The sequence below is a fragment of the Kordiimonas gwangyangensis DSM 19435 = JCM 12864 genome (genome assembly GCF_000375545.1).
GTDB classification, from domain to species: domain Bacteria; phylum Pseudomonadota; class Alphaproteobacteria; order Sphingomonadales; family Kordiimonadaceae; genus Kordiimonas; species Kordiimonas gwangyangensis.
This window is the reverse complement of sequence record NZ_AQXF01000001.1, coordinates 246,306-269,127: the sequence shown is the minus strand read 5'-3', so window position 1 is coordinate 269,127 and position 22,822 is coordinate 246,306. Positions and strand designations below refer to the sequence as shown.

General features: G+C 58.2%; 23 protein-coding genes. 8 read left to right on the top strand and 15 right to left on the bottom strand.

The genetic code is table 11. The features are described from left to right. Positions 1 to 116 precede the first annotated feature (116 nt). Positions 117 to 1,661: a peptide MFS transporter gene (locus tag B150_RS0101180; protein WP_020398042.1), complete on the top strand. Its 1,545-nt coding sequence runs from the start codon at positions 117 to 119 to the stop codon at positions 1,659 to 1,661. Positions 1,662 to 1,720: 59 nt separating this feature from the next. Here the strand turns inward: B150_RS0101180 and B150_RS0101175 are convergent, their stop codons facing one another. The 3 genes from B150_RS0101175 to B150_RS0101165 all read right to left on the bottom strand — a co-directional run bounded on the left by B150_RS0101175 (position 1,721) and on the right by B150_RS0101165 (position 3,942). Continuing rightward, complete coding sequence (locus B150_RS0101175; RefSeq protein WP_020398041.1) at positions 1,721 to 2,596, bottom strand: substrate-binding periplasmic protein; 876 nt, start codon at positions 2,594 to 2,596, stop codon at positions 1,721 to 1,723. Positions 2,597 to 2,658: 62 nt separating this feature from the next. Next, positions 2,659 to 3,429 carry a substrate-binding periplasmic protein gene (locus B150_RS0101170; RefSeq protein ID WP_020398040.1) on the bottom strand — a complete coding sequence of 257 codons (771 nt, stop codon included), beginning with the start codon at positions 3,427 to 3,429 and terminating at the stop codon, positions 2,659 to 2,661. 156 nt (positions 3,430 to 3,585) lie between these two features. Further along, complete coding sequence (locus tag B150_RS0101165; RefSeq protein ID WP_020398039.1) at positions 3,586 to 3,942, bottom strand: MarR family winged helix-turn-helix transcriptional regulator; 357 nt, start codon at positions 3,940 to 3,942, stop codon at positions 3,586 to 3,588. A 232-nt stretch (positions 3,943 to 4,174) separates the two neighbouring features. Between B150_RS0101165 and B150_RS0101160 the strand changes: the two genes are divergently transcribed. From B150_RS0101160 to B150_RS0101140, 5 genes are all read left to right on the top strand, one after another. Then, complete coding sequence (locus tag B150_RS0101160) at positions 4,175 to 4,633, top strand: VOC family protein (RefSeq protein ID WP_020398038.1); 459 nt, start codon at positions 4,175 to 4,177, stop codon at positions 4,631 to 4,633. Positions 4,634 to 4,686: 53 nt separating this feature from the next. Then, positions 4,687 to 5,157 carry an SRPBCC family protein gene (locus tag B150_RS22015; protein ID WP_020398037.1) on the top strand — a complete coding sequence of 157 codons (471 nt, stop codon included), beginning with the start codon at positions 4,687 to 4,689 and terminating at the stop codon, positions 5,155 to 5,157. Between the two features lie 75 nt (positions 5,158 to 5,232). Further along, positions 5,233 to 6,669, top strand: coding sequence for an amidohydrolase (locus tag B150_RS0101150; RefSeq protein WP_020398036.1), 1,437 nt, complete (start codon positions 5,233 to 5,235; stop codon positions 6,667 to 6,669). Next, a complete protein-coding gene (locus B150_RS0101145) occupies positions 6,666 to 7,928 on the top strand; it encodes an amidohydrolase family protein (RefSeq protein WP_020398035.1) in 1,263 nt (420 codons plus the stop codon). Before B150_RS0101150 ends, B150_RS0101145 begins: the two co-directional genes overlap by 4 nt. 89 nt (positions 7,929 to 8,017) lie before the next feature. Next, the gene (locus tag B150_RS0101140) at positions 8,018 to 9,076 is read left to right on the top strand and encodes a serine hydrolase domain-containing protein (protein WP_020398034.1); all 1,059 of its coding nucleotides are present in this window, start codon (positions 8,018 to 8,020) and stop codon (positions 9,074 to 9,076) included. A gap of 16 nt (positions 9,077 to 9,092) precedes the next feature. Here the strand turns inward: B150_RS0101140 and B150_RS19170 are convergent, their stop codons facing one another. Then, positions 9,093 to 9,701, bottom strand: coding sequence for a cytochrome b family protein (locus B150_RS19170; RefSeq protein WP_020398033.1), 609 nt, complete (start codon positions 9,699 to 9,701; stop codon positions 9,093 to 9,095). A gap of 90 nt (positions 9,702 to 9,791) precedes the next feature. Between B150_RS19170 and B150_RS22010 the strand changes: the two genes are divergently transcribed. Continuing rightward, positions 9,792 to 10,754: a GNAT family N-acetyltransferase gene (locus B150_RS22010; protein ID WP_020398032.1), complete on the top strand. Its 963-nt coding sequence runs from the start codon at positions 9,792 to 9,794 to the stop codon at positions 10,752 to 10,754. 356 nt (positions 10,755 to 11,110) lie between these two features. Next, the gene (locus tag B150_RS0101125) at positions 11,111 to 11,530 is read left to right on the top strand and encodes a hypothetical protein (protein ID WP_020398031.1); all 420 of its coding nucleotides are present in this window, start codon (positions 11,111 to 11,113) and stop codon (positions 11,528 to 11,530) included. 12 nt (positions 11,531 to 11,542) lie between these two features. Here the strand turns inward: B150_RS0101125 and B150_RS0101120 are convergent, their stop codons facing one another. From B150_RS0101120 to B150_RS0101070, 11 genes are all read right to left on the bottom strand, one after another. Then, positions 11,543 to 11,860 carry a hypothetical protein gene (locus B150_RS0101120; RefSeq protein WP_020398030.1) on the bottom strand — a complete coding sequence of 106 codons (318 nt, stop codon included), beginning with the start codon at positions 11,858 to 11,860 and terminating at the stop codon, positions 11,543 to 11,545. Between the two features lie 11 nt (positions 11,861 to 11,871). Continuing rightward, positions 11,872 to 12,795, bottom strand: a complete 924-nt coding sequence (locus B150_RS19160; protein ID WP_020398029.1) for a hydrogen peroxide-inducible genes activator — start codon at positions 12,793 to 12,795, stop codon at positions 11,872 to 11,874. A gap of 699 nt (positions 12,796 to 13,494) precedes the next feature. Further along, positions 13,495 to 14,478: a type II secretion system F family protein gene (locus tag B150_RS0101110; RefSeq protein ID WP_020398028.1), complete on the bottom strand. Its 984-nt coding sequence runs from the start codon at positions 14,476 to 14,478 to the stop codon at positions 13,495 to 13,497. A 2-nt stretch (positions 14,479 to 14,480) separates the two neighbouring features. Further along, the gene (locus B150_RS0101105; RefSeq protein ID WP_020398027.1) at positions 14,481 to 15,470 is read right to left on the bottom strand and encodes a type II secretion system F family protein; all 990 of its coding nucleotides are present in this window, start codon (positions 15,468 to 15,470) and stop codon (positions 14,481 to 14,483) included. Continuing rightward, on the bottom strand, positions 15,463 to 17,157 hold the full coding sequence (locus tag B150_RS19155; protein WP_020398026.1) for a TadA family conjugal transfer-associated ATPase: 1,695 nt from the start codon (positions 17,155 to 17,157) through the stop codon (positions 15,463 to 15,465). The genes B150_RS0101105 and B150_RS19155 overlap by 8 nt, the downstream gene beginning before the upstream one ends. 12 nt (positions 17,158 to 17,169) lie before the next feature. Then, positions 17,170 to 18,390 (bottom strand): CpaE/TadZ family protein, encoded by a 1,221-nt coding sequence (locus tag B150_RS19150; protein WP_020398025.1) that lies wholly within the window; start codon positions 18,388 to 18,390, stop codon positions 17,170 to 17,172. 11 nt (positions 18,391 to 18,401) lie between these two features. Next, the gene (locus B150_RS0101090; RefSeq protein WP_020398024.1) at positions 18,402 to 19,121 is read right to left on the bottom strand and encodes a CpaD family pilus assembly lipoprotein; all 720 of its coding nucleotides are present in this window, start codon (positions 19,119 to 19,121) and stop codon (positions 18,402 to 18,404) included. A gap of 15 nt (positions 19,122 to 19,136) precedes the next feature. After that, entirely contained in the window at positions 19,137 to 20,576 is a 1,440-nt protein-coding gene (locus B150_RS19145; RefSeq protein WP_025896801.1) for a type II and III secretion system protein family protein, read from the bottom strand. Beyond that, on the bottom strand, positions 20,573 to 21,475 hold the full coding sequence (gene cpaB / locus B150_RS19140; protein ID WP_020398023.1) for a Flp pilus assembly protein CpaB: 903 nt from the start codon (positions 21,473 to 21,475) through the stop codon (positions 20,573 to 20,575). Before cpaB ends, B150_RS19145 begins: the two co-directional genes overlap by 4 nt. A 76-nt stretch (positions 21,476 to 21,551) precedes the next feature. Next, positions 21,552 to 22,043 carry an A24 family peptidase gene (locus B150_RS0101075; RefSeq protein ID WP_155859901.1) on the bottom strand — a complete coding sequence of 164 codons (492 nt, stop codon included), beginning with the start codon at positions 22,041 to 22,043 and terminating at the stop codon, positions 21,552 to 21,554. Positions 22,044 to 22,159: 116 nt separating this feature from the next. After that, positions 22,160 to 22,348, bottom strand: coding sequence for a Flp family type IVb pilin (locus B150_RS0101070; protein ID WP_020398021.1), 189 nt, complete (start codon positions 22,346 to 22,348; stop codon positions 22,160 to 22,162). Positions 22,349 to 22,822 lie beyond the last annotated feature (474 nt).

The following is a 22,822-nucleotide window of genomic DNA, read 5'->3' as shown; positions in this document are numbered from 1 at the left end:
CTCCCCTAATTTGTGGTTTCTAAAGCGGGTGAACCCGGCATAAGGGTGCACGGGGAGTGGTCGCCTGACACAAAAAAACAAACAGGTGGCCCGATAAAAACAATTAAGGGGTGAAGATGTCCGACACAGTCGTTTCGACCGAGGGGTCGCAGGAGCGTCAGTTCCTGGGGCACCCGATTGGCCTTGTGGTCTGCTTCCTGACCGAAATGTGGGAGCGTTTCTCCTACTACGGCATGCGCACGATCTTGGTCCTGTATCTGGTGAAATACCACCTGTTCAGCGCTGAAAAAGCCAGCATGATCTACGGCGCGTACGCCGGTCTCGTTTACATGATGCCGATCATCGGCGGTTATATGGCCGACCGTTACCTCGGCAGTCGCAAAGCGGTTACCTATGGTGCCATCTTGCTGGTGCTTGGGCACGGCCTCATGGGCTTCCACGGCCCTGCTGCCTTCATGGACGGTGAAACCGTTGTCCGCAACGAGTTCTACCTGAACATATTCTTCCTCGCGCTCGCGCTTATCATCGCTGGCGTTGGCTTCCTGAAAGCGAATATCTCCACAATTGTGGGTGCGCTTTATGGCCCGAAAGATCCGCGCCGAGATGGTGGTTTCTCCATCTTCTACATGGGTATCAACATGGGCTCGCTCATCTCCACCGGTCTCGTTGGTTATGTGGGTGAAACCTATGGCTGGAACTATGGCTTCGGCCTCGCCGGTATCGGCATGCTGTTTGGCCTTCTCGTGTTCCTCGGTGGCCAGAAGCTGCTTGATGGCCGCGCTGAGCCGCCAAACCCTGAAGTGCTGAAAGAGCGTTCGCCAATCGGTCTCAACAAGGAACACACCATCTATCTCGGTGGTATCCTGATGGTGGTGGCAAGTTGGATCCTGATGCAATATCAGACCTTTGTAGGCCAGCTTCTGGGCGCTTCGGGCTTCGTGATGATTGCGCTGATCCTCGTTTACGCCTTCCGCTCCTGCACGAAGGTGGAGCGTGACCGCCTGATGGTTGCCTGCTTCCTGATCGCGATCCAGTCGGTATTCTGGGCGCTGTTTGAACAGCAAGCTGCAAGCCTGACGCTGCTCGCGGACCAACAGTTCAACCTTGATGTGCTGGGCATGAATGTGCTGGCGAGCCAGGTTCAGCTCATGAACCCGCTCTTCATCGTGCTGCTCGCGCCCGTGATGGCGTGGCTTTGGGTGGCGCTTGCCAACAAGAAGCTCGAGCCGTCAACACCCGGCAAGTTCGGTATCGCCATGCTGCTGATCGGCCTTGGCTATATCGTCTTCTCATGGGGCATGAGCCTTGACGACAGCACGAGCAAAAGCTTCATCTGGCTGGTGTTCATTTACCTGTCGCTCACGCTTGCTGAGCTCTGTCTTAGCCCGGTTGGCCTGTCGATGGTGACCAAGCTTTCGGTCTCCAAGATCGTTGGCATGCTGATGGGGACGTGGTTCCTGTTCACGGCCCTTGGTAACTATGTGGCAGGCTGGATCAGCTCGCTCACGGGTTCAAGCGGCCACGGTGCAGACTCTGGTGTGCTTGATATCGTTGCGACGATGGATGTCTACACCACGATTGGTTATCTGTCCGGCGGTGTGGGTGTCTTCATCCTGCTGCTGACGCCAATCCTGCGTAAAGGCATGCACGGCGTGCACTAACGCGCACCGTATCGCACAAAAACCAAACCCCCGGGGCGCAGGCTTCGGGGGTTTTTTCTTTATCTGGCCTTGAGGCTTTGTGGGCCGCTGTCGCTGTGCTCCGGGTTGATGGCCGGCGATGCGCTCAGAAGCGGATAGCGGCTAAGGTACTCTTCCGGCACATAGTGCGAGATGATCTTGCGGTAGGTGGGGCTGTGCTGGAACGCACCGATTGCGGCGTCGATCTGCTCAACGGTTTTCCCGGGCACGGACTTTCGACTGAGCATGAAGTGGGTCATGCCATCATTGACCACATGGGGGTGAATGTCGGCGCTTGAGAGCAGGTCCTGCCGTTTCAGAATGGCGTGCCCGTTGAAAATGTCGTCAATCACCACATCCACACGGTCAGAAAACAGGGCGCGGTATAGATTTTCATAATCCACTGATTGCAGCACCTGCATGCGGAAGTCGGCGCTACGTTCATGCAGGCGTGCATACTCATACCCGTACCAGCTGCCCAGGTGTGCCCCAATCCGCACCTTTGCAGCGGCCAGGTCCGCGAGGCTCACGATTGTTTGCGGCACGCTTGTGGTTTCACCCTTTCGCACGAACATGACCATTAGTTCGTGCCGGTAGGGTGATGTGAAGTATGCATATTTTTCGCGCTCGGGCGTGGCTGAGGCACCCATGGCAACATCTGCAAGGCCCGAGCTGATGGCGGAGAGCGAACGCTTGAGCGGCATCTTGGTGTAGCGCCATGTACACCCTGCAGCTTTTAGCGTCTCTTCGAGAATTTCGACATCGAGCCCGGTGAGCTGTCCGTCAGCCGCTTCATAATGATAGGGTTCGGAATTGAAATAGACGACATTGAGTTCATTGTCGCAGGCCTTCGCCGTGCCAATACCGAGTAGAGACACACCAAGGTAGGTCAGAACTTTTAGTCCATTGAACGCCACACCATCACCTCATACAGGTATATAGTGTGCCACATACCCGTTCGCGATACGATAAAAAACGTCTAGTCCTGCCCGGCGGCCAGCTCGCGGGTCAGGTTTTCAGGGCCGTAACTCAGGATAAGTGCTCTGTATGCATCGGTCTTGCGGTACCGCGCCAGCGCATCATCAATTGCTTCAAGGTCTGCGTTGGTCGTCGTTGCACGGCTTAGCATAAGATGCAGGGTGTTGACGTTTATACGAAAGGCCAGGGGCGCGATATGCGTTTGCAAGCCGGCGTCCTTGCTGACGTGATAGCCGCTCAGCAGGTCGACGACGGCAACATCCACAATGCCGGCTTCCAGCCAGCGGAAGAGCGTAACGAAGTCGCTGCTGGCCTCAATGCGGGCATGGAATGCGGGATTGGTTTCCATTGCATTCGCAAACTCGGCACCGTACCAGCCGCCAAGTACCACACCGACCTTGAGGTCTGATGCGATGAGTGCGTCGAGCGACGGGATTTCACTGGCTTTCTTGTCGGTGTTCCGAATAAAGCCGCCCACCACCTCGCGGCGCATTGCCGTGGTGAAATAGGTGGCTTCTTCGCGCTCAGGCGTTTTGGATACGCTGGGCATGCCGTCGAGATCACCCAGCTTCACGTCGCGCAGCGCGCGCTTGAACGGGACTTCATGCAAAGTGAAGGTGCAACCTGCAAGGTCCATCGCGCCTCGCAAAATATCAACATCAAGGCCATGGGCGGTGCCAGACGCATCAAAATCGATATAGGGCGGGAATGCCAGCATGCCGAGGTCAAAGGTTTTGCTGCATTCGGCATTGGCGGAAAGGGGGGCGAGCATGAGCAACAAGCTTGCCCATATGCACCGAAATGCATTTTGCCTTGTCGCCATGTTCTTGCGTTGCCTGTCGTTCACCAACTGTCACACATTTTGTCTTGCCCACGCGGAAGCCGTCAGCGGCGCGCCGTCTGTTCAAGCATATTGCATGTGCAAAGTTTATGACAGTTTAACAAGGTTGGCCCGCAAGCGGTGCGCATCGGAATTTCCGATCATATCATCGACCTCCTTGTGGGTCGCTTCCCATGTGGGGAAAGCCTCTGCCAGCAGGGTGCGTCCTTCGTCGGTCAGCGACAGGCAGCGGCTGCGTTTATCGCTTTCCGGGATTGTTACCGTCAGCAAACCACGTCGTTCGAGTGGCTTGATATTCGCCGTCAAAGTGGTGCGGTCCATCGCAAGCAGGTTCGCGACAGAGGTGATCGTGGGTGCATCCGGCCGGTTCAGCGACATCAGGAGCGAGAATTGCCCGCTCGTGAGGCCATGAGGTCTAAGCGCATCATCAAAATGACGGGCCATCGCTCGCGCTGCCCGCTGCAGGTGCATGCAAAGGCAATGGTCGCGTACCAAGTGGGTGATCTCTAACGGCAAAAAATCTTTCTTTGACATGTTTTAATTATGTTGATATCAACCCTCAAGTCAATAACGTTGATATCAACGTAAGTGAAATAATTCACAATCAAAGTGTTTTCGATCAAGGGCGCGCGAAACCCGGGTCCACGACAGTCAATCAAGAAAAAAGGGACGACAGATGAAACTCAATCCGTATCTGAATTTCGACGGCACCTGCCGCGAGGCGATGGAATTCTACCAGGCTTGCATCGGTGGTGAAATAGAAGCAGCAGTCACCTATGGCGACATGCCCGCGCCGGAACCGGATGATAATCCTGCGGGCTGCGCTGAAGGCATGGACATGTCTAAATGTGCGCACCTGATGGCACACATGCGCCTTGTGGCGGGTGATCTTGTGCTGATGGCGTCCGATTGCCCGCCGGGCATGTTTGAGGCAGCCGCAGGCACCGCCTGTTCGCTTCAGGTCGATAGCCCTGAGGAAGCCAAGCGCGTTTTTGAGGCGCTTTCCGCGGGCGGCATGGTGTTCATGCCCTTCGGTCCCACCGACTGGGCTGAGGCCTTTGGCATGTTCAAAGACAAGTTTGGCATTCCGTGGATGGTTAATTGCGAAGGCAACAAAGCCAACGCCTTTGACTGATCACGCTGGGCCGCTCGACCCCATCCGGGCGGCCCGACCACGGGGGAGAGATAATGCCGCAGCCAAATTTTGAAAGCGTCACGCTAGAGCGTGTCCTAGACGCGCCTATTGAACGCGTCTTCAGTGCCTGGTTGAAGCCTGAGGTGAAGGCGCAGTGGTTTGCGCCCAAGGGGGCCATCTGTGCCGTCGATGGCGGCGGGGTTAAAACCGGTGCGCACGAAAGCATCATGCTGCGCACGCCCCAAGGCTTGCAGCTTCTCGACATCACCTATTGTGATGTGCGACACAATGCGCGCATAAGCTACCGCTGCGACACCTATGTAGCGGGCCGGCATGTCGCCGCTTCTGCGGTGGTGGTGAAATTTGAAGCGCATGGCGGACAAACCCTGATAACCATCCGCGAAGAAATCATGCATGTCGCCATGATGACGGCACCGCCTGGTTCGCGAACAATTGACCAACAACCGTTTATCGCACCAGAAGAACGGCTGGTCGCACGAAGCCGTTACCACGCGCCTTTTTAATGACTCTGGTTAGACCGGCTGATACGCTCCCCGGCGTTACCGCCTCTTGGGGGGCGAAAAAGGGAGACATATACAATGAGGACAGCACGCTCGCGGACCAGTCTGGTTCGGCGTGGGCTTGCCGTTGCGGCGATGGGGCTATCGCTTGCAGCATGCCAGCCAGGCGCAGAGGAACAGGGCGCATTTGTTGAGATCAACAAAGACCCGTTCCCGTCAAGCTACACACCGCTTGAAAGCGGTATCACTTTCATCACCAACGCTACCATCCTTGATGGCAAGGGCGGCCGTATCGATGGCGGTTCCGTGCTTGTTGAAGGCGGCAAGATCAAGGCTGTCGGCAAGGACATTGCGGCGCCTGAGGGCGCGACTGTAATCAACGCCGAAGGGCGCTGGGTAACACCCGGCATCATCGACGTACACAGCCACCTTGGTGTGTACCCGAGCCCCGGTGTGCAGTCACATTCGGACGGCAACGAAGTGGGTGAGCCGGTCACGGCTGACGCGTGGGTCGAACACTCCAACTGGCCGCAAGATGGCGGTTTCATCCGTGCGGCTGCTGGCGGTGTAACCGCGCTCCAGCTTCTGCCGGGTTCCGCGAACCTTGTGGGTGGCCGTTCGGTCACGCTCAAGAACGTGCCGGGCCGTGTCGCACAGGACATGAAGTTCCCGGGCGCGCCTTACGGCATGAAAATGGCCTGTGGCGAAAACCCGAAACGGGTTTACGGCAGTGGCAAGAATAGCCCTGAGTTCCGCCCGCACACCCGTATGGGTAACGTGGCTGGCTACCGTCAGGCGTGGTCTGACGCACAAGCCTATCAGCGTGCCTGGGCCAAGTATGAGCGTGACTATAAAGCCGGTATCGACGCGACCCCACCGGCACGTGACCTGAACCTTGAAACGCTTGCAGGCGTGCTTGACGGCGAAATCCTCGTACACATGCACTGCTACCGCGCAGATGACATGGGCACCATGCTCGATGTCATGAAAGAGTTCGGCTACAAGATCACCTCCTTCCAGCATGCGGTTGAAAGCTACAAGATTGCTGACAAACTGGCTGAGGACGGCGTATGCAGCGCGATGTGGGCTGACTGGCATGGCTTCAAGATGGAAGCCTATGACGGCATCCGCGAGAATATCCCGTTTGTGCACAAGGCTGGCGCATGCGCCATCGTCCACTCGGACGATGCTTATGGCATCCAGCGCCTCAATCAGGAAGCTGCCAAGGCGCTTGCTGATGGCCGCAAGGCCGGTGTGGATATCTCCAAGGAAGAGGCATGGCAGTGGCTGTCGCTCAACCCCGCCAAATCGCTCGGCATCGCCGACAAAGTTGGCACCATTGAGCCGGGCAAAGACGCAGACATCGTTCTATGGTCCGGTGATCCGTTCAGTGTCTATACCAAAGCTGATGTTACCTTCGTGGACGGCGCGGTGATCTTTGACCGCAACGACCCGAGCCGCCAGCCGGTCATGGACTTCGAACTTGGCCAACCCGGTGAAGGAGACGTGAAATGAGCATCATGAAAACGCTTATGGGTGCGTCCCTCCTCGCAATGGCTGCCGCGGGCGCTAATGCCGAAGATGTCGCCATCACAGGCGGCACCGCCTTCACCATGGGCGGCAAGGGCAAGGTGGAAAACGCCACCATCCTGATCCATGACGGCAAGGTGCAGTCTGTCACCTCTGGCGGCGATGTGCCGGCGGGTTACCGCACGGTCGATGCTTCCGGCAAATGGGTGACTGCAGGCTTCATGGCCTCTGGTACCGAACTTGGCCTGACGGAAGTCAGCCTGTCGGGCGGCATCAACGATGCCCGCGCGTCGGACGCCAAGAACGGTGCTGGCCTCGAAGTGACCTACGCTTTCAACCCGGCGACGACCTTCATCCCTGAAACCCGCATTGAGGGTGTGACCCGTGCGGTGACCGGTTTCAGCTCGACGAAGGACATGTGGCGCGGGCAAAGTGCGGTTATCGCGCTTGCCGGTGACAACATGATCGTCAAAGAGCATGCGGTGCTTAGTCTCGACATGGACGAAGGTTCAGCTGAGAAGAACGGCGGCAGCCGTGCTGCCCTTTGGGACACGGTCATCACCAAGCTTGAAGAATCACGCCCGAACGGGGACGACAAGAAAGACGATGACAAAAAAGACAAGAAGCCGAAGTACGATAGCGCCAAAGCGGCGTTTGACCGGCTGTTTGCGGGCGAAATCCCGCTGCTTGTCGAGGTTGAACGCAAGGCGGACATCCTCAATGTCATCAAGCTAAAAGAGCGCTTTGGCATCAAGGTTGTCGTAACCTCAGGCGCGGAAGCATGGATGGTAGCGGATGAGTTGGCTGCAGCTGGTATCCCGGTTGTGCTCAACCCGCTCCGCAACCTCGCGGAAGACTTCGACAGCCTCGGCACCACTGGTGCGGCTGCCGCGCGGCTGCATGCAGCGGGTGTGAAAGTGGCATTCCTGCCGCCAGACACCAACAACACGCGCCTTGTGCCTCAAAACGCGGGTAACGCGGTTGCCATGGGCATGCCGTGGGAAGCCGCTGTTGATGCACTAACCGTCAACCCGGCTGAAATCTTCGGTATTGCCGACAGCTACGGCACGCTTGAAGCAGGCAAGGACGCAGACGTTGTGGTGTGGGATGGTGACCCGCTCGAGGTGATGACAAGCCCGGATGCAGTGTTCATCCGTGGTGAGGAAGTGCCGCTCGTGAGCCGCCAGACCAAACTGCGCGACCGCTACATCGACCTGCCGCGTTCGCCGGCATACGTAAAATAAAAAGGCACATGACGTGCTTGGGTAAAACACGGAAGCCGGGGCCTTTGGTCCCGGCTTTTTCATAATAATATCAGACAGGGAGGGCGCTCATGCGCACAATCATTTTTTCAGCCTTCATCAGCCTCGCGGTGCTGGCACCAAACTTTGCAATTGCGGCAGACTGGCCGCCGCTATCCAAGACAGTGGAAGCAAACCTTCAGGCGACTGATGTAGCGCTCTATGGCGTAACCGCAAGTGGTGACGAGATGAGCTTTGGGCAAGGGGTTCTAAACGCCACTACGCCGCTCCGCATCGCAAGTGTGACCAAAACCTACGTGGCCGCGACCGCGCTCAGGCTCTGGGAAGACGGCAAGCTCGATCTTGAAGCCCCCATCGCGCGCTATATTGACCCGGCCTATGCCACCACGTTGGCCGAGGACGGCTATGACGCGAACGTCATCACAGTAAGGCAATTGATGTCGCACACCTCTGGCATGGCAGACCACGCACAAACCCAGGATTTTTTTGACACCATCCTGAAGGACACCAGCCATATGTGGACGCGGGAAGAGGACCTGCGAGGCCTTGTGGATTGGACAGACCCTGTGGGCACGCCGGGCGAACGGTTTTTCTATTCCGACACCGGATATGTCCTCCTCGGCCATATCATCGAGAAGCAGGCAGGCATGAGCCTCGCCGCGGCTGCGCGTGCCTACCTTGGCCTTGATGCCATTGGCCTGCCGGATACCTACTGGGAAATCATGGAAGCAGGCGAGGGTATCGCTGACCGCCGTGCGCACCAGATGTTTGAAGGCATGGACACCTACGGCTGGAGCGCGTCCTTGGACCTTTACGGTGGTGGTGGCATTGTCAGCTCACCGCGTGACATGGCGCGTTTTTTCCAAGCGCTTTTCTCAGGCGAGGTATTCAAGAAAGCAGGCACGCTTGAAGTGATGTTGTCTGCTGACGGCTTGCCGTCAGACAGCCCATACCGGCTTGGCATATTTGTGCGGCAGCTCGGCGATGTTACCTATTATGAGCACTCAGGCTTCTGGGGCACGCTTGCACTCTATAATCCGGCCACGGGCGCGGCCTATGGTGGGGCGGTAACCGACAAAACAAACTTCCCCGCCATGCGGCAGGCGCTTCTGGATGCGCTGGTGAAATAAAGGCCGGGGCGGCCGTCTAAGCGGCGGTCGCCTGCTGTTTGCGTTTGCCTTTCTGGTATGCCGCGATGCGCAGGAGAAGGGCGAGCACACAGAGGGTGGGGATCCAAAGCGTTGCGAAGCTGGCGCCGCTCTCCGGCACCCGGCCAAGCGACGTGACGGTAAAGATCGCCCAGATATAGTAGCTGCCCACCTTGTGCAGGCGTTTCCAGCGCTTGGCGCCCAGCTTGCGCACAGACGCGTTGTTGCTGGTCAGCGCCATCAGGCCAAGGAACACATAGGCCAGTGCACCCACGGCCAGCACGCCAAGCGGGCGGGTGGCATCCGTCAGCGCAAGGTTGGAAAGCACCAGCACCGCATGGGTGAAATGCACCAGCGCAAAGGACAGCCCGATATAGCGGCGGTTGCGCATCAGGTATCTGGGGCCGGGGCCAGGGGCAAGGCGCATCAGCGATGAGGCGGTGAAAGCAAAAAAGAACAGCGCAAAAGCCATGTCTGCGGTCGGCGCCATCACGCGCGGCAGGCCAGCCACATAACCGCCTGCGGCGTCAAGCTGGCTGAAAACAAAGCCGTAGAGGATCAGGGCAACCGGAATGAAAAGCTTTTTGCCTTCAATCAGTTTGAGCATGAAATGTCCTTTCCCCAATTGCTTTGCGCACCAAACACTGGGATAGTTTCACATAATTCCAACACGTCAAAATAATTTGAAAGCAAGACCATGAGCATCGAGCTTAGGCCGGTACCGGACGAGGACTTCCAGGCATTCTTCGAGCTGATGAATGACAGTTCCATCGCGGTCATGGCAGGCACGGTGCCGCATCCCATTACGCCCGAATGGGCGGAGGAACGCATCAAAAGCCGCCGCGCCATGGAGCGTGAGGGCACAGGTGCACATCGCGGTGTCTATCAGGGCGACGTGCTGGTGGGTGACGCTGCCTATTTCTTCCGCGATGACGAGGTTGAAATTGGCTATGCCATCGGCAAGGACTTCCGGGGACAGGGCTTAGCCACGAAGGCTGCACAGTTGGCGGTGGATCTTGTGCGTGACCACGGCATTGCGGGCCCCATTTATGCCGGTTACGCGCAGGACAACCCGGCCTCTGGCCGCGTGCTGGAAAAGGTTGGCTTTGTGCGCGTGGGCGAAAGTGTGGTGCATTCCATGGGGCGTGAAGGTGACATGCCGCTTTTCAAGTGCGCCTACCGTGACGATATTCGCTTGCGCCCCCATCTGGCCGCTGACTTTGACGTGCTTCATACCTTCCTTGACGAGGATGCCTTCTATCAGGCTGGTGGCGGCAAGCGGGACAACAGCCCGGCGGAGATGCAGGCGCGCATTGAAGGCTATATCGCCAAGGGCGCGCATTTCACTGTCATCCTCTATGAAGGCGCGGTGGCGGGTTACATTGGTGCTTTTACGCGTGAGGGTCGCTGGGAGGTCAGTTACTGGCTTGGGGCAGCTTACCGGGGGAAAGGGCTGGCGGAGCGCGCACTGAGCGCGTGGTTGATGGGCGCACCTGAATTTGAAGGCGGGCTCCATGCCTGCGTGGCAAAAGATCACCCTGCATCGATCCGCGTGCTTGAGAAGTGCGAGTTTGAACGCATCGGCGAAGACAGCTTCCATTCGCCACACCGCGATGCCGTGGTGGAAGAGTGGGTTTTCCAAAGCACTCATGATCGCTAGAGGCGATCACAATCAGAATTTTAATCAATTGGACCAATTGATCCAGTGGTGCCATCTTTACCGTATCAAGTCACGGGAAAGAAGCGCCCCTCCCCCGATCTGAGGGTGCCCACTCCCTGAACCGCCCTCTGGCGTTTCTTTCCCGTCGTGATTTCCTCGCACGTCCATATAGGACGCTGTGCCCGCTGCCTCGGCGTGTCCTCCTATCCCCTCGCTGGCAGCGGGCATTTTTTTGCCCGAAACTTTGGAGGGGCAACCCCGTGCCATTTGTCCTGACAAGAGGGGTGGATTATTTTTTATGAAGTGCCGTCGCTTTGGGGCAGGGAGCGGTGTGCGCTGCATTATGGGGAGCCACAATGCCCGGAAGCGATTTTGCGGCCCGGATTGAGCGCATTGTTCGTATGCTCAATCACGGCGAGGTCCTGCCTGTGCTCGAAGAATTTTATCGGCACGACGCCCGTTTTTTTGAAAATGATTTTCTCTTTGCCGAGGGCCCGCAGGAAGCGCGGGAACGTCAGGCCAACTTCCTTGATACCTGCTCCAGCTTTGAAGGCATTGTCGACCTTGTGCATGCTGATGCCGGGCGCGGCATTTCAGTGCTGCACAACCGCAGCCGCTTCGCGCACGACGATTATGGTACGGGCGCGGTGAACGGCATTCATGTGCAATATTGGCAGGGCGGCATGGTCGCGCGGGAAGAATATTATTCTGGCGACCGGGTAGAAGAGATGCTTGGCTTCTGGCGTGGCGTCGCCAAAGCAAGCCCACGGGTTTAGGGCTTTCGCTCGTCAGATTGCGTGATAGGCCAGCGCAATACCGCCATCGGGGAGGGGTATGCCAATACCAGTGCATGCGGTTTGGCCCTTCTTGCTCCAGCTCAACAGATAGGCTTTCCCATTGCGTTCGATCGTGAGGTCAAACTGCGCGGCAACACCACCCTCTGCACAGAAATAGGTAACCTTGTAGCTGCCTTCAACACTGTCGGCAGGGCCACCAACGGCGCAGCCACGGCACGGCGCTGCCATGCCGGGTTCCAGCCATTCCGCGTCAAGCGTGCCGCTTTCAATGCCGCGGCGATAAATACAAACACCATAGTTGGCAGACATAGTTGTGTCCCTCAGGAAGCACAGGCAAGGTTCTCGCCGTGGTGGTGCATCACCTTCTTGATCACATTGCCAAGCGCCTCAAAGGTTTTGGCGCGCGGGTTGGTCTTGCGCCAGATCAGGCCGATGGTGCGCGTGGGCACCATGTCCTTGAATGGCACTACATGAACGCCGGCCCCTTCCGCAAGGCCCGCTTCGACTGCCATGCCGGGCAGGAGCGTGATGCCGTGCCCGGCCGCAACCATTTGCACGATGGTATTGAGGCTGGTGCCCGAAAGCTCACGCCGCGCACCGCGGCCAAGCAGTTGGCAGGCTTCAAGGGCATGTTCCCTCAGGCAATGCCCTTCCTCAAGCAGCATCAGGCGGCTTTCATCAAGCTCGGTGCTGTTGATGCCGTTCTCGGGCCCCTCGCCAGCCGGGAAAGCGACCAGGAAGGGGTCATGGAAAAGCGGCATTTCAGCCACGTCACCACAAGCGAACGGTAGTGCGAACAGCACAAGGTCAAGCTCGCCGGTTTTAATCAGCTCGCACAGTTCGGCGGATTTATCTTCCCGCAGGTGTAGCTCAAGGTCCGGGAGCGCGTTGCGGATTTCGGGCATGATCTTCGGCAGCAGGAACGGTGCAATGGTGGGGATAATCCCAAGCCGTACAATGCCTTTGAGTGGGTCTTTCGCCGCCGCCGCCATGTCGGTCAAGTCATCCACGTCATTCAGGATCACCAGCGCACGCCTGACCACCTCTTCCCCAAGGGCGGTGAACATCACGCTCCTTTTGGTGCGTTCCACAAGCTGGGTACCGAGGAGGTTTTCAAGCTCCTGCAGGCCGGCGGACAAGGTAGACTGTGTCACGTGGCAGGCGTCTGCCGCTTTGCCAAAATGATTGGTGCGGTGCAGCGCAACAAGATAGCGAAGCTGTTTGAGGGTAGGAGGAAAGCTCATCGAACGACCCGATTATAATATTCAAATCTATTTGTTGGATCGATATTACGTCAGGCGGCATGATAGGGGCAACAGAAAACGAGCAGAGCATTTGCCTGCAAACCAGTACTGCCAAGGATGGTCGTTTTCACCCAAGTTTCAGGCTGCCGCCTAATTCTCGTCACATTTCGGCAGTCTGTTAAAGCGCGGTTCCGGTTCGCCGGGACCGCCTTTTCCTTTTGTATCCGATTTGTCTGTGAGTTCTGTGTATCCGCACACTGTGCATGATGTGTGCGAAACGTGTGCGGAATTTGCGCAAAAAAATGGCCGGGTAAAAACCCGGCCCGAGTCACGACAGCGAGGATAGTGCGGCGGCAGTCACGCACACCGCAATAGGAGTGAGCACGAACGAGTCGTGCCCTCTCGCTCCATTAAGAAACCAAATATCGGCCTCGCGGTCAATGCCTGTCTGATCACATTCCCCCAAACTGTTGGAAAATAGCCAAAAAAGCTGGGTGCAGCGCAACAAAATAAGCGATTTTTGGCAGTTTTCGACACAAGGTTTAGCGTTCGTTGAACGCCTATTCACGTTCCCGAGAGGGTGATTCGCTACATTTTGATGACAGGTAAATAAAACCGCCACTGACACCGGGGTCAGTGGCGGTGTGCTGGCAGCACTTGGAAAATTTCCGGGCCGGAAATGCCGCCGACGATCTGAAGCTAGCCCTTGCCGATGAAGTCGTCCGCTACCTTGCAGGCAGCAGGGCCGATCAGCACCACAAAGAGCGCAGGCAGGATGAAAAGAATGAGCGGTACGGTCAGCGTAGCAGGCAGGCGCGCTGCCTTTTCTTCCGCCTTCATCAGCCGCTCGTTCCGGAATTCATTTGAGAGGACACGCAGTGAGGACGCGAGCGGTGTACCGTAACGTTCACTCTGGATGAGCGTGGTGACCACACCGCGAAGCGCGGGCAGGTCCACCCGTTCCGAGAGGTTGATGAGCGCTTGCCGCCGTTCAGGCAGGAAGCCAAGCTCGATGGAGGTAAGGGTAAATTCGTCAGCCAGTTCAGGGCAGGCGCGGCCCAGTTCCTTGGCGACACGGTTGAGCGCGGCATCGAGCGTGAGGCCGGCTTCGGCGCAGACCACCAGAAGGTCGAGCGCGTCCGGCAGGCCCTTACGGAGCGCGTCTGTGCGTTTCTGTTTGATGTTGGCGATGTAGATGTCCGGCAGCTTGAGGCCGAGGAAAACGGCGGCGGCTGAATAGACCGAGTGCATCTTCTCATGCCCCGGCATGAAACCAAGGCCATAGAACAGCATCACCGCCACAAGGCCCATGATAAGCGGGAGTGTGAGCCGCGCCACCTGATAGATCACCACAGCGTCGGACGAGCGCAGGCCCGCCTGGGTCAGCTTTTGGGAGACTTTGGCTGTCTGCTCCTTCTGCAGGAGCTGGAATTTGTCCGCAAGCGCACGGAGCGCGCCAACACTGTCCACTTTCTTGACTGGCGAACGGCGCTTGGACGTGGTCATGAGACCGGCCTTGAGCGCATCACGCCGGCCTTGCAGCGACTTCACACGGCCTTTCATCGGGTCGCGCACAAGTGCCGCCTGATAAACGGCGAACATCACCAGAAGCGCCACCAGCCCCGCCGCAAACGACAGGAGGTCAACAACCGCGATACCGAGCATGTCTTCAATTGCCTGCATGCCTATACCTCAAACTTGGTCATGCGGGACATGATGAACACCCCGATGGACATCCACACCAGCGCCCCGATACCGGCCATCATGGCCTTGGGTTCGGTGAAGAGGATGATGCCATAGTCGTAGTTCATCATCATGATAACGCCGAGCATGATGAAGGGCAGGGAGCCCACGATCCACGCACTTGCCTTCGCTTCCGATGACAGCGCTTTCACCTTCAGTTTCATCGCCTGCCGCTGGCGCAGAATGGTGGCGAGGTTGCCAAGCGTCTCACCAAGGTTACCACCGGTTTCGCGCTGTACGACGAGCGAGATGACGAAGAATTTGAAATCGGGTGTGTTGAGCCGGTCCGCGGTTTCCCACAGCGCTTCCTCAAGCTGCTTGCCGAGGCGCATGGCGTCCGAGATGCGTTGGAATTCCACACCCGTGGGCGCGGGCAGTTCCTTCGCCACGTTCATGATGCATTCGTTCACCGGCAGGCCGGACTTAAGGCCGCGCACCATAAGGTCCATGGCTTCAGGGAACTGTTTGGTGAATTTGGTGGTGCGCGCGGTGATGCGGTTCGAGACCCACATATGCGGCAGGCCCACACCCGCGATGATCGCCATGAAAAGCGCGAGCACAAGCCCCGCCCCCATGGCGAGCAGGCCAATAAGCGCAAAGACAGCAAGCCCAAGCGAGATGACGGTATAGCGCGAGAGGTCAGTGCCGAGCCCCGCTTGTGAGAGGCGACGTTTGATCTGGTCACGGCGTGGCAGCAATTCCGAAAGGCTGGCCACAAGGCCGGACTGTTGCTGGTTCACACGGATGGAACGCGCGCCTTCGCCCTTCAGGCTGGACTTGGCTTCAAAGCGTGCTTTGAAACGCTCCAATTTCTGCCGTGTTTCCTTGCGGCCCTTGCTGAGCGCGTTCGAGAGCACGATGACAACCACCAGCACCACAAACACAGCGATGCCGCCAACGGCCAGAACCACATCAAGATTGGTGTTATCCATTCATGGCCTCCATCAGTGCGCGGTCGAGACCGAAGTATTCCGCCTTGGTGAGGAAGTGCGGGCGAACACCGGTGGACTTGAAGTCACCGACCAGGCGGCCGCTCTCGTCCTCACCCGTAAATTCGAACTTGAACAGGTCTTGCGTGGTGATCACATCACCTTCCATGCCCACCACTTCGGTCACGTGGGTGGTGCGGCGGCCACCGTCGCGCATACGCTGCACCTGTACGATGAGGTCAAGCGAGGCGGAAATCTGTTCACGGATGGCTTTTGCAGGCAGGTGCAGGCCTGCCATGTTGACCATGTTCTCAAGCCGGGTCAGCGCCTCGCGCGGCCGGTTGGCGTGAATGGTCCCCATGGAGCCGTCGTGGCCCGTGTTCATGGCTTGCAGCATGTCGATCGCTTCACCACCCCGGATCTCACCAAGGATGATACGGTCCGGGCGCATGCGAAGCGCGTTTTTGACGAGGTCACGCATTGTCACCTCGCCCTGGCCTTCAAGGTTTGGCGGGCGGGTTTCAAGGCGTACCACGTGCGGCTGCTGCAATTGCAGTTCCGCCGCATCCTCGATCGTCACAACCCTTTCGCCCTTGTCGATCATACGCGACAGCGCGTTCAGCATGGTGGTTTTACCCGAGCCCGTACCGCCCGAGATCAGGATATTGAGCCGGCAGGCGCCCGCGATCTTGAGCAGCTTTGCAAGCGGTGGCGTGATGGAGCCGAACTCAAGCATGCGGTCGAGGGTGATTTTATCCTGCGTGAACTTCCGGATGGAGATGGACGCACCGTCGATGGCGAGCGGCGGTGCAATCACGTTCACCCGGCTACCGTCCGCAAGGCGGGCGTCACAGATGGGGGAGCTTTCGTCCACCCGGCGGCCTACGGCGGTCACAATACGCTGCGCCACGTTCATCAGGTGCTGATTGTCACGGAAATGCACGTCCGTCAGCGTCAGGCGGCCCTTCTTCTCCACATAGACCTGCTTGGGGCCGTTGACCATGATGTCCGAGATTTCATCGTCCGCGAGCAGGGGCTCAAGCGGGCCAAGGCCCAGCATGTCATCCAGTAGCAGGGTAACGAGGTCGCGCTGCTCAGTCAGGTTCAGGTTGATCTTTTCCTGTACCAGCAGCTCGCCAACCACTTCGCCCACCTGGTCCGCCAGTTCAGCGCGCGGTAGTTCCGCCGCCGCACCGGGGTCGATATGGTCCATCAGCAGGACCTGAATACGGTCCCGCGCTTCAAAGAGGGTGTTTTTGTCTTTGTCTTTTTTTGCCGTGGTGCCGCTATCACTGGTGTCGCCAATCGGCCCGATGGTGGCTTCGGCCTCATTAAGGAGATAGGTGGCGAGGTCTTTCTGTTCCGCGCCTGAGAGGCTTTCGCCGCTCTCGGCCAGAAGTTCACCAATCAGGGCATCGATCTTTTTCGATACCTCACCCTTGGTGGACATGCGCAGTTCATCCGCCGTGAAGTGGGATTTGAGCGCTTCCTCGCCTTTCTCCGCCAGCCGGTCAACAAGGTCAGCCGCGCTAACGCCCGACTGTTCGTTGGCTGCGAAGGGGGCGGAGCCCGCCGGGTCGTGATCAAGGGCAGGGGCGGCGCTGCTGCGGCCAAAACCGCCAGCAGTGCTGCCAAAGCCAGTGCTTTGACGCTTGAGACCCTGCTTCTTTTTGCCGAAACCTGCTTTCATCTTCACCTTGCCTTAGCGGCTGAACAGTTTACCGAACCAAGAGGTCTTTTCCTTGCCGATGCTGTCATCGGACGTGACCTTGCGCAGAAGATCGAGGTAGGCCTGCGACAGCTTGGCGCCGGGCGCGTTTGCGACCACTACTTCGCCTGCCTGTGTGGCGGTCATCATGGTTTTGATGTCAAACGGGATTTTAGCATCAACCGGACGTTCGATCGAGTTCTCGAAATCCTGCTCGCTCACCTCGTTTGGCACCATGCCCACCTTGCCGGCGGCCACATAGATGTCAGCCTGCGGTGCAATCTGTTTGATGTGCGCGAGCAGGCGGATGCAGTCCCGCGCGGCGGTCAGCGAATAGTCAGTGAGCAGAACGATATCGGTGGCGGAGCGCAGCACATCCACATGGGTGCCGAGCATCTGGCGCGGTACATCTACCACAACGCAGTCGAAGTTTTCACCAAGCGCATCAACAAGCTGCTCAAGCGCACCCTCAGCCGGGTCACTGAGACCACCGATCGGGGCTTCACAGCCGAGGATCGAGAGTTTGTCATGGGGTTTGACCACAGCGCGCTCAAGAAAGAGGCCATCAACCCGGCGCGGGTTATCAAGCGCGTCCGATAGGCCACGGCCCGGCTCAAGGTCGAACTGCATGGCGGATGTGCCGAAAAAGAGATCAAGGTCCAGAAGCGCGGTCTTTTTGCCCTGGTCTGCCATCATCCAGGCGATGTTGGCCACCATGGTGCTGGTGCCGATCCCGCCACGCACGCCAAGGCATACAAGCTGGCGGGTGTCGTTCTTGGGCGACGTGTCTTCGACTTCTTCTTCGTAGGCGAGCGCTTCTTCCGCGGTGCGGATCGCGTCGCGCAGCATCTCTGCCGTCAGCGGTTTCACGAGATAGTCGTGCACACCGGCGTGCAGAAGGTCGCGGTACAAGGTCACGTCATTGAGGGTGCCGAGCGCGAGCACCACTGTGCCGGGTTCACATACGTCCGCAAGGGACTGCATGTCGGCGCGTGGGTCGTCACTGTCCGAGAGATCGACAATCAGGAATTCAGGGCAGGGCATGCCGCCAAGCGCGCGCACAGCAGACACAACACCGCCTGAGAAGATCATGTCCGGGTTCCAGCCGCGTTCCGATATTACGGGCAGCAGAATCTGCGCCGACATTTCATCGCAGATGAAGGCTGCGTAGGTTTCGCGCTGGTCGGACGCTGTCAATTTTGAGGTCGCAATCATGATAGCTCCCCTTATTTGCCTGTTGGTGCGGCATCACCGCCACCTGCGCCGCCGCCCGTGCTGCCAGCCCCCGTTGTCACCGGCATATCCGCGAAGGATACGGTGACAGCCGGGCCTTTGGCTTTTGCCTTGGGCGAATAGATTGCCGCGACAGCTGCGCCTGTTGAGTTGCCGCCGTTCCTGCCTGCCACAAGGTCACGCGGGTCCGCGACCATAAGGCCGAGGTTTGCGGTATTGGCGCAGCCATAATAGCTGCTGGCATTGTTGCGGGTGTTGTTGGTTGGCTCGTTCGGCCATACGCCGCAGTTGGGCGTGGTGACCACATAGCGTTCCACATAAAGCGCGATATCGCCAATGGCCGGGGTTTCGCCAAGCGGCGCTTCCCCGCCATACACAAGGCCGCGTGCCTTGATCATTTTGGCGATGGCTGCGGTGCGGGCCGGTGATGCACCGCTGTCGATCATCACAATGTCGCCATAGCCTGCATCAACACTTGCGAGGAAGGCATGCAGGTTGGCTGCAACCGCTGCGGACGGCGTGTCCGTGCCGTCATCCTCTGCCTGGATCATATGCGCGAGGCGCACCATGGTAACCGCGTTCCTGTTGACCACCTCGCCCGAGACCGGGTTCGCGATCTGGTCGTGCACGCATGCGGTGGTGGAGAGGAGCGCAATTCCAAGAAGGGCTGGCTTCAGGAGTGCGGCTGCAAAAGTTTTTGAAGTGTGCGTCATGGTCCTGTCCTTCCCTTAATCAAGCTGGAAACCGGCGCGCTTCTTCATGGAAGCACCTTCGGTGGTATCAAGCGTGGTGGCGGCCTGCGCTTCGGTCGGGACCCAGCGTTTGCCATTGAGGAACCGGTCCATGTCGCCCGGTGCGATGTATTTGTCGGTCGGCAGCACCATTTTGTGGTCCGATACCGGGCGCACAACATAGGGTGTTACCACGATCAGCAGTTCGGTCTCCTCGCGGCGGAATTTCTCCGACTTGAAGAGCGCACCGAGGATCGGAATATCGCCAAGGCCGGGGAATTTGTCCGCGTCTTGCACGATGTTGTTCTGCAAAAGGCCAGCGATCGCGAACGACTGGCCGGAGCCAAGTTCAATCGTGGTTTCTGCGCGGCGGGTGCTGATGGACGGCACGCTGATGCCCTCCACCCGGATTGCGCCCGCGCTCGAGAGATCACTCACTTCCGGTTTTACGTGCATGGAAATGCGGCCGGAGTTGAGGACAGTAGGGGTAAAATCAAGCTTCACGCCAAACTCGCGGTATTCAATGCCAAGGCCGTCACGGCTTGGTACCGGCACCGGAAACTCGCCGCCCGCAAGGAAATTGGCCGACTGGCCGGTAAGCGCCGTCAGGTTCGGTTCCGCAAGCACGCGCAGGAAGCCTTCCCGGTCCATCGCGTCGATGGCCCAGTTGATATCAAGCCCGCTGCCGCCGATGTTGCCCACAATGCTGGAGGCATCCTGCACGGTGTTGAACACACGCTGCGGCAAGCCTGTTGCCTCATTGAGGATGATGTCAGATACGTTGCGCGTTTGCAGTAGACCAAAGACCGAGCTGCCGCTCGTCGCAAAACCTTCCCACGACACTCCAAGGGACTTGAGCACAGTGCGGGAAACTTCCGCGATGCGGACGCGCAGGTTCACTTGTGTGGGCTGCAGGATGGCGATGCTGTTCATCACGTCCTGCGTGCCAAGCACGGTGTGCGCAAGGCGTTCGGCCAGCGCGGCTTCATCGGGCGCGCCAACCGTGCCTTGAAGCACGATGAGCTGGCCGACGGTGGTGATCTCAATCGGGGTGCCCGGCAGCATGCGCTCATACGCCTGGCGGAGCGCACCAAGGTTGCGCGTTACCTGCACGGTGGCGCCATAGATGGTGTTGTCGTTTTCATCAAGCGCGTAGAAGGTGGTCTCCCCCTGCGTTTTGCCGAAGATATAGACAACGCGGTTCGATTTTACCTGAACGTCAGCCACTTCCGGGTTTGCGATGAAAACTTCGGTCGCCGGACGGTCAAGGCGGATAAGCGTGCCTTTGTTGACCTCGATGGTGAGGTTCTTGCCGTCGGCGTTCAGCACGCTGGCACCGTGTTCCTTCATGAAGTCAGCGGCGGATGCGCCCTGGCCCATGAATGTGCCGAAACCGATAATGGCGGCGGCAAGGATATGGTGGATACGAGCCTTCATTTTTTGCCGTCCTTCTCGATTTCTTCAACCGCCACGAAAGTGCTTTCGCCGCCGCGGGTGACGCGCACCGTTGGGCCATCGCTCTCTTTTTTGCCGAGGGCGGGCAGGAACTTGCTGATCTCATTCGCGGTGGTGTGAGATGAGGTCTCGCCCACTGGCGGGCTGTCCGGGTCGGCGGTCATACCGTCACCGCTTGCCGACAGGCTACGCAGGATAAGGGAGAGATTGCCGATGCTATCGAGCATCACCATTTTCTCGGCCATCTTCGGGGTAACCTCAAGCGTTGCGGTTTTTGCGATCCGCACTTCACCGGCCACGGTGTCGCTTTTCTGGTCAACACCCAGAACGCGTACATTCTGGAATACGGTTTCCGCGAGATTGTATTTCTCTTCGCGGGATTTCTCGATGGTGTGATTGAGGATCACGTCCACGCGGTCACCGGGGAACACAAAACCGCCAAGACCGGACGTGGGAGACAGTTGCACTGTTACGGCGCGCATGCCGGGCGACAGGATGGCGGCGAGGAAACCGCGCTCACCCTGGCTGACAAGCGACGCACGCGTTACGGGTTCACCTGCCGCAAGCGGGGTGCGCACAACCTTGCCAGCAAGCCCCTTGGGCGTGGCAGGGGCTTCGTCACCCACTTTGTGCGAGGAAAAATAAGCTTCATTGATGCCGTCCTCGGGCCATGCCTGCCAGCGCACGTCTTCGGGCTTGAGGATGGTGCCAACGCTCAAGGTGCGGGCGGCGACCATTACCTTGCCGCTTTCAATGCGCTTGACCGCGACTTCCGCGCCCTGCTGGCGCTCCAGACCGCCAAGGTAGCTGCGGGTCAGCATGACAACCGCGAGCACGCCAACGGCGGCGAGGACAATAAGGATCAGACTTCTGGGGTTCATTATGCCCCTCCCGGTTTCCAAACTGCCTGTGCCGTGGGTTCCCCACCAAAGGGCACGAGGCCAGAACTTTCATCACTCAGGCTGAAACTGCGGAAACTTTGTGAACACAAACCCAGAGGCCACCGGCCATGATGGCCACACCGTAAGGTACCTTGAACGCGTTGGGGGAGGTGCTTTTGGACGTGCGCTGCCACACCAGAAGTGTGAGAGCCACAAAGCCGCCCGCAATCGCGGTATAAAGGACCATGGGCACTGCAAGCGCTGGACCGGCCATCAGGGCCGTTGCCGCCAGGAGCTTCACATCACCCCCTCCCATCGTGCCTGTGGCGAAAGCCGCGAGGCCAATAAGGAAGACGGTGAGCCCGGTTACAAGCGGCCAGAGGAGGGCGGCGGTGACTGCATCCCCGGTCACGATCCTTGCTGTGGCTGCCACCACAAACAGGGCCGCGATCATGAGAGGCAGGCGGTTGGCAATGCGCCGGTCGCGAAGGTCGCTGATGGCGGCACTGACCAGAATGCCTGCAAGCGCGATATAGGCGCCTGTCTCCACTAAAGTTGCTGCCTGCATTTTGTTGCCTGAGATCTGGTTCGAGATCCGTGTTTCAGTAAAAAAGCCGCCGGAAAACACGTCCCCCGACGGCTTTTGATAAGCTTGCGCTTTGCTGTTTAAGTCCGCCTTGCGGATTAACCAGCCGGTGCGTCGCCTGCTGTGTCTACAGCGGTTTCGATCTCACCGAATTTGGTGTCGAGCGCGCCACCGAGGGTTTGCAGAGCACCGATGAGAGCGATAGCGATGAGGGCTGCGATAAGGCCATACTCGATGGCGGTAGCGCCTTCCTCGTTACGACGGATTTTATTCAGAAGTTTAAACATTGGTTTTTCTCCAGCTGCCAAGTTTGGATGTCCTCGTTATAGCGCTGGGGGGCTAAATAAAAAGTTAACGGAAAGCAGAAAAATGTGTTTTAAAACAAATACTTAACATAAAATGAATGGCGAATTTGTTTCAAATTTTACATAGTTTTTTAAAGCCATGTTTTTATTCAGAGAATCCCGGCGCGGGTGGGCGGCAGGCGGGCGCGAAATGGTTAAAATGGGGCGATTTATGTGCAGTTTTATACGCAAATTTCGATGAAGTTGCGGTCTCGCGCCGGTGCTTTTCGGGCTAAACTTTAATAAGTTTAACCGGCTTTCGACCAAAAATGAGCGATTCTCCAGCCCTCATGCACACCAGATAGGGGCGATTCTCTCATGTGGCGTGAGGCGATTCTCCCGCCGGTCACGCCAAAACCCTCACAAATGTAGGCTTTTGAGCGCGTCCGCAGGGGCGAGCAATATGGGTTCTGGGGG

What these genes read in the sequence shown, in the direction of transcription:
- B150_RS0101150 (WP_020398036.1), top strand. Translation starts at nt 5,233, where the DNA reads ATGAGGACAGCACGCTCGCGGACCAGTCTGGTTCGGCGTGGGCTTGCC.
- B150_RS22015 (WP_020398037.1), top strand. Translation starts at nt 4,687, where the DNA reads ATGCCGCAGCCAAATTTTGAAAGCGTCACGCTAGAGCGTGTCCTAGAC.
- B150_RS0101180 (WP_020398042.1), top strand. Translation starts at nt 117, where the DNA reads ATGTCCGACACAGTCGTTTCGACCGAGGGGTCGCAGGAGCGTCAGTTC.
- B150_RS0101160 (WP_020398038.1), top strand. Translation starts at nt 4,175, where the DNA reads ATGAAACTCAATCCGTATCTGAATTTCGACGGCACCTGCCGCGAGGCG.
- B150_RS0101120 (WP_020398030.1), bottom strand. Translation starts at nt 11,860, where the DNA reads ATGTCTGCCAACTATGGTGTTTGTATTTATCGCCGCGGCATTGAAAGC.
- B150_RS0101105 (WP_020398027.1), bottom strand. Translation starts at nt 15,470, where the DNA reads ATGGATAACACCAATCTTGATGTGGTTCTGGCCGTTGGCGGCATCGCT.
- B150_RS19170 (WP_020398033.1), bottom strand. Translation starts at nt 9,701, where the DNA reads ATGCTCAAACTGATTGAAGGCAAAAAGCTTTTCATTCCGGTTGCCCTG.
- B150_RS0101070 (WP_020398021.1), bottom strand. Translation starts at nt 22,348, where the DNA reads ATGTTTAAACTTCTGAATAAAATCCGTCGTAACGAGGAAGGCGCTACC.
- cpaB (WP_020398023.1), bottom strand. Translation starts at nt 21,475, where the DNA reads ATGAACCCCAGAAGTCTGATCCTTATTGTCCTCGCCGCCGTTGGCGTG.
- B150_RS0101075 (WP_155859901.1), bottom strand. Translation starts at nt 22,043, where the DNA reads ATGCAGGCAGCAACTTTAGTGGAGACAGGCGCCTATATCGCGCTTGCA.
- B150_RS19145 (WP_025896801.1), bottom strand. Translation starts at nt 20,576, where the DNA reads ATGAAGGCTCGTATCCACCATATCCTTGCCGCCGCCATTATCGGTTTC.
- B150_RS0101110 (WP_020398028.1), bottom strand. Translation starts at nt 14,478, where the DNA reads ATGCAGGCAATTGAAGACATGCTCGGTATCGCGGTTGTTGACCTCCTG.
- B150_RS19160 (WP_020398029.1), bottom strand. Translation starts at nt 12,795, where the DNA reads ATGAGCTTTCCTCCTACCCTCAAACAGCTTCGCTATCTTGTTGCGCTG.
- B150_RS0101170 (WP_020398040.1), bottom strand. Translation starts at nt 3,429, where the DNA reads ATGCTCGCCCCCCTTTCCGCCAATGCCGAATGCAGCAAAACCTTTGAC.
- B150_RS19155 (WP_020398026.1), bottom strand. Translation starts at nt 17,157, where the DNA reads ATGAAAGCAGGTTTCGGCAAAAAGAAGCAGGGTCTCAAGCGTCAAAGC.
- B150_RS0101165 (WP_020398039.1), bottom strand. Translation starts at nt 3,942, where the DNA reads ATGGCCCGTCATTTTGATGATGCGCTTAGACCTCATGGCCTCACGAGC.
- B150_RS0101125 (WP_020398031.1), top strand. Translation starts at nt 11,111, where the DNA reads ATGCCCGGAAGCGATTTTGCGGCCCGGATTGAGCGCATTGTTCGTATG.
- B150_RS22010 (WP_020398032.1), top strand. Translation starts at nt 9,792, where the DNA reads ATGAGCATCGAGCTTAGGCCGGTACCGGACGAGGACTTCCAGGCATTC.
- B150_RS0101140 (WP_020398034.1), top strand. Translation starts at nt 8,018, where the DNA reads ATGCGCACAATCATTTTTTCAGCCTTCATCAGCCTCGCGGTGCTGGCA.
- B150_RS19150 (WP_020398025.1), bottom strand. Translation starts at nt 18,390, where the DNA reads ATGATTGCGACCTCAAAATTGACAGCGTCCGACCAGCGCGAAACCTAC.
- B150_RS0101145 (WP_020398035.1), top strand. Translation starts at nt 6,666, where the DNA reads ATGAGCATCATGAAAACGCTTATGGGTGCGTCCCTCCTCGCAATGGCT.
- B150_RS0101090 (WP_020398024.1), bottom strand. Translation starts at nt 19,121, where the DNA reads ATGACGCACACTTCAAAAACTTTTGCAGCCGCACTCCTGAAGCCAGCC.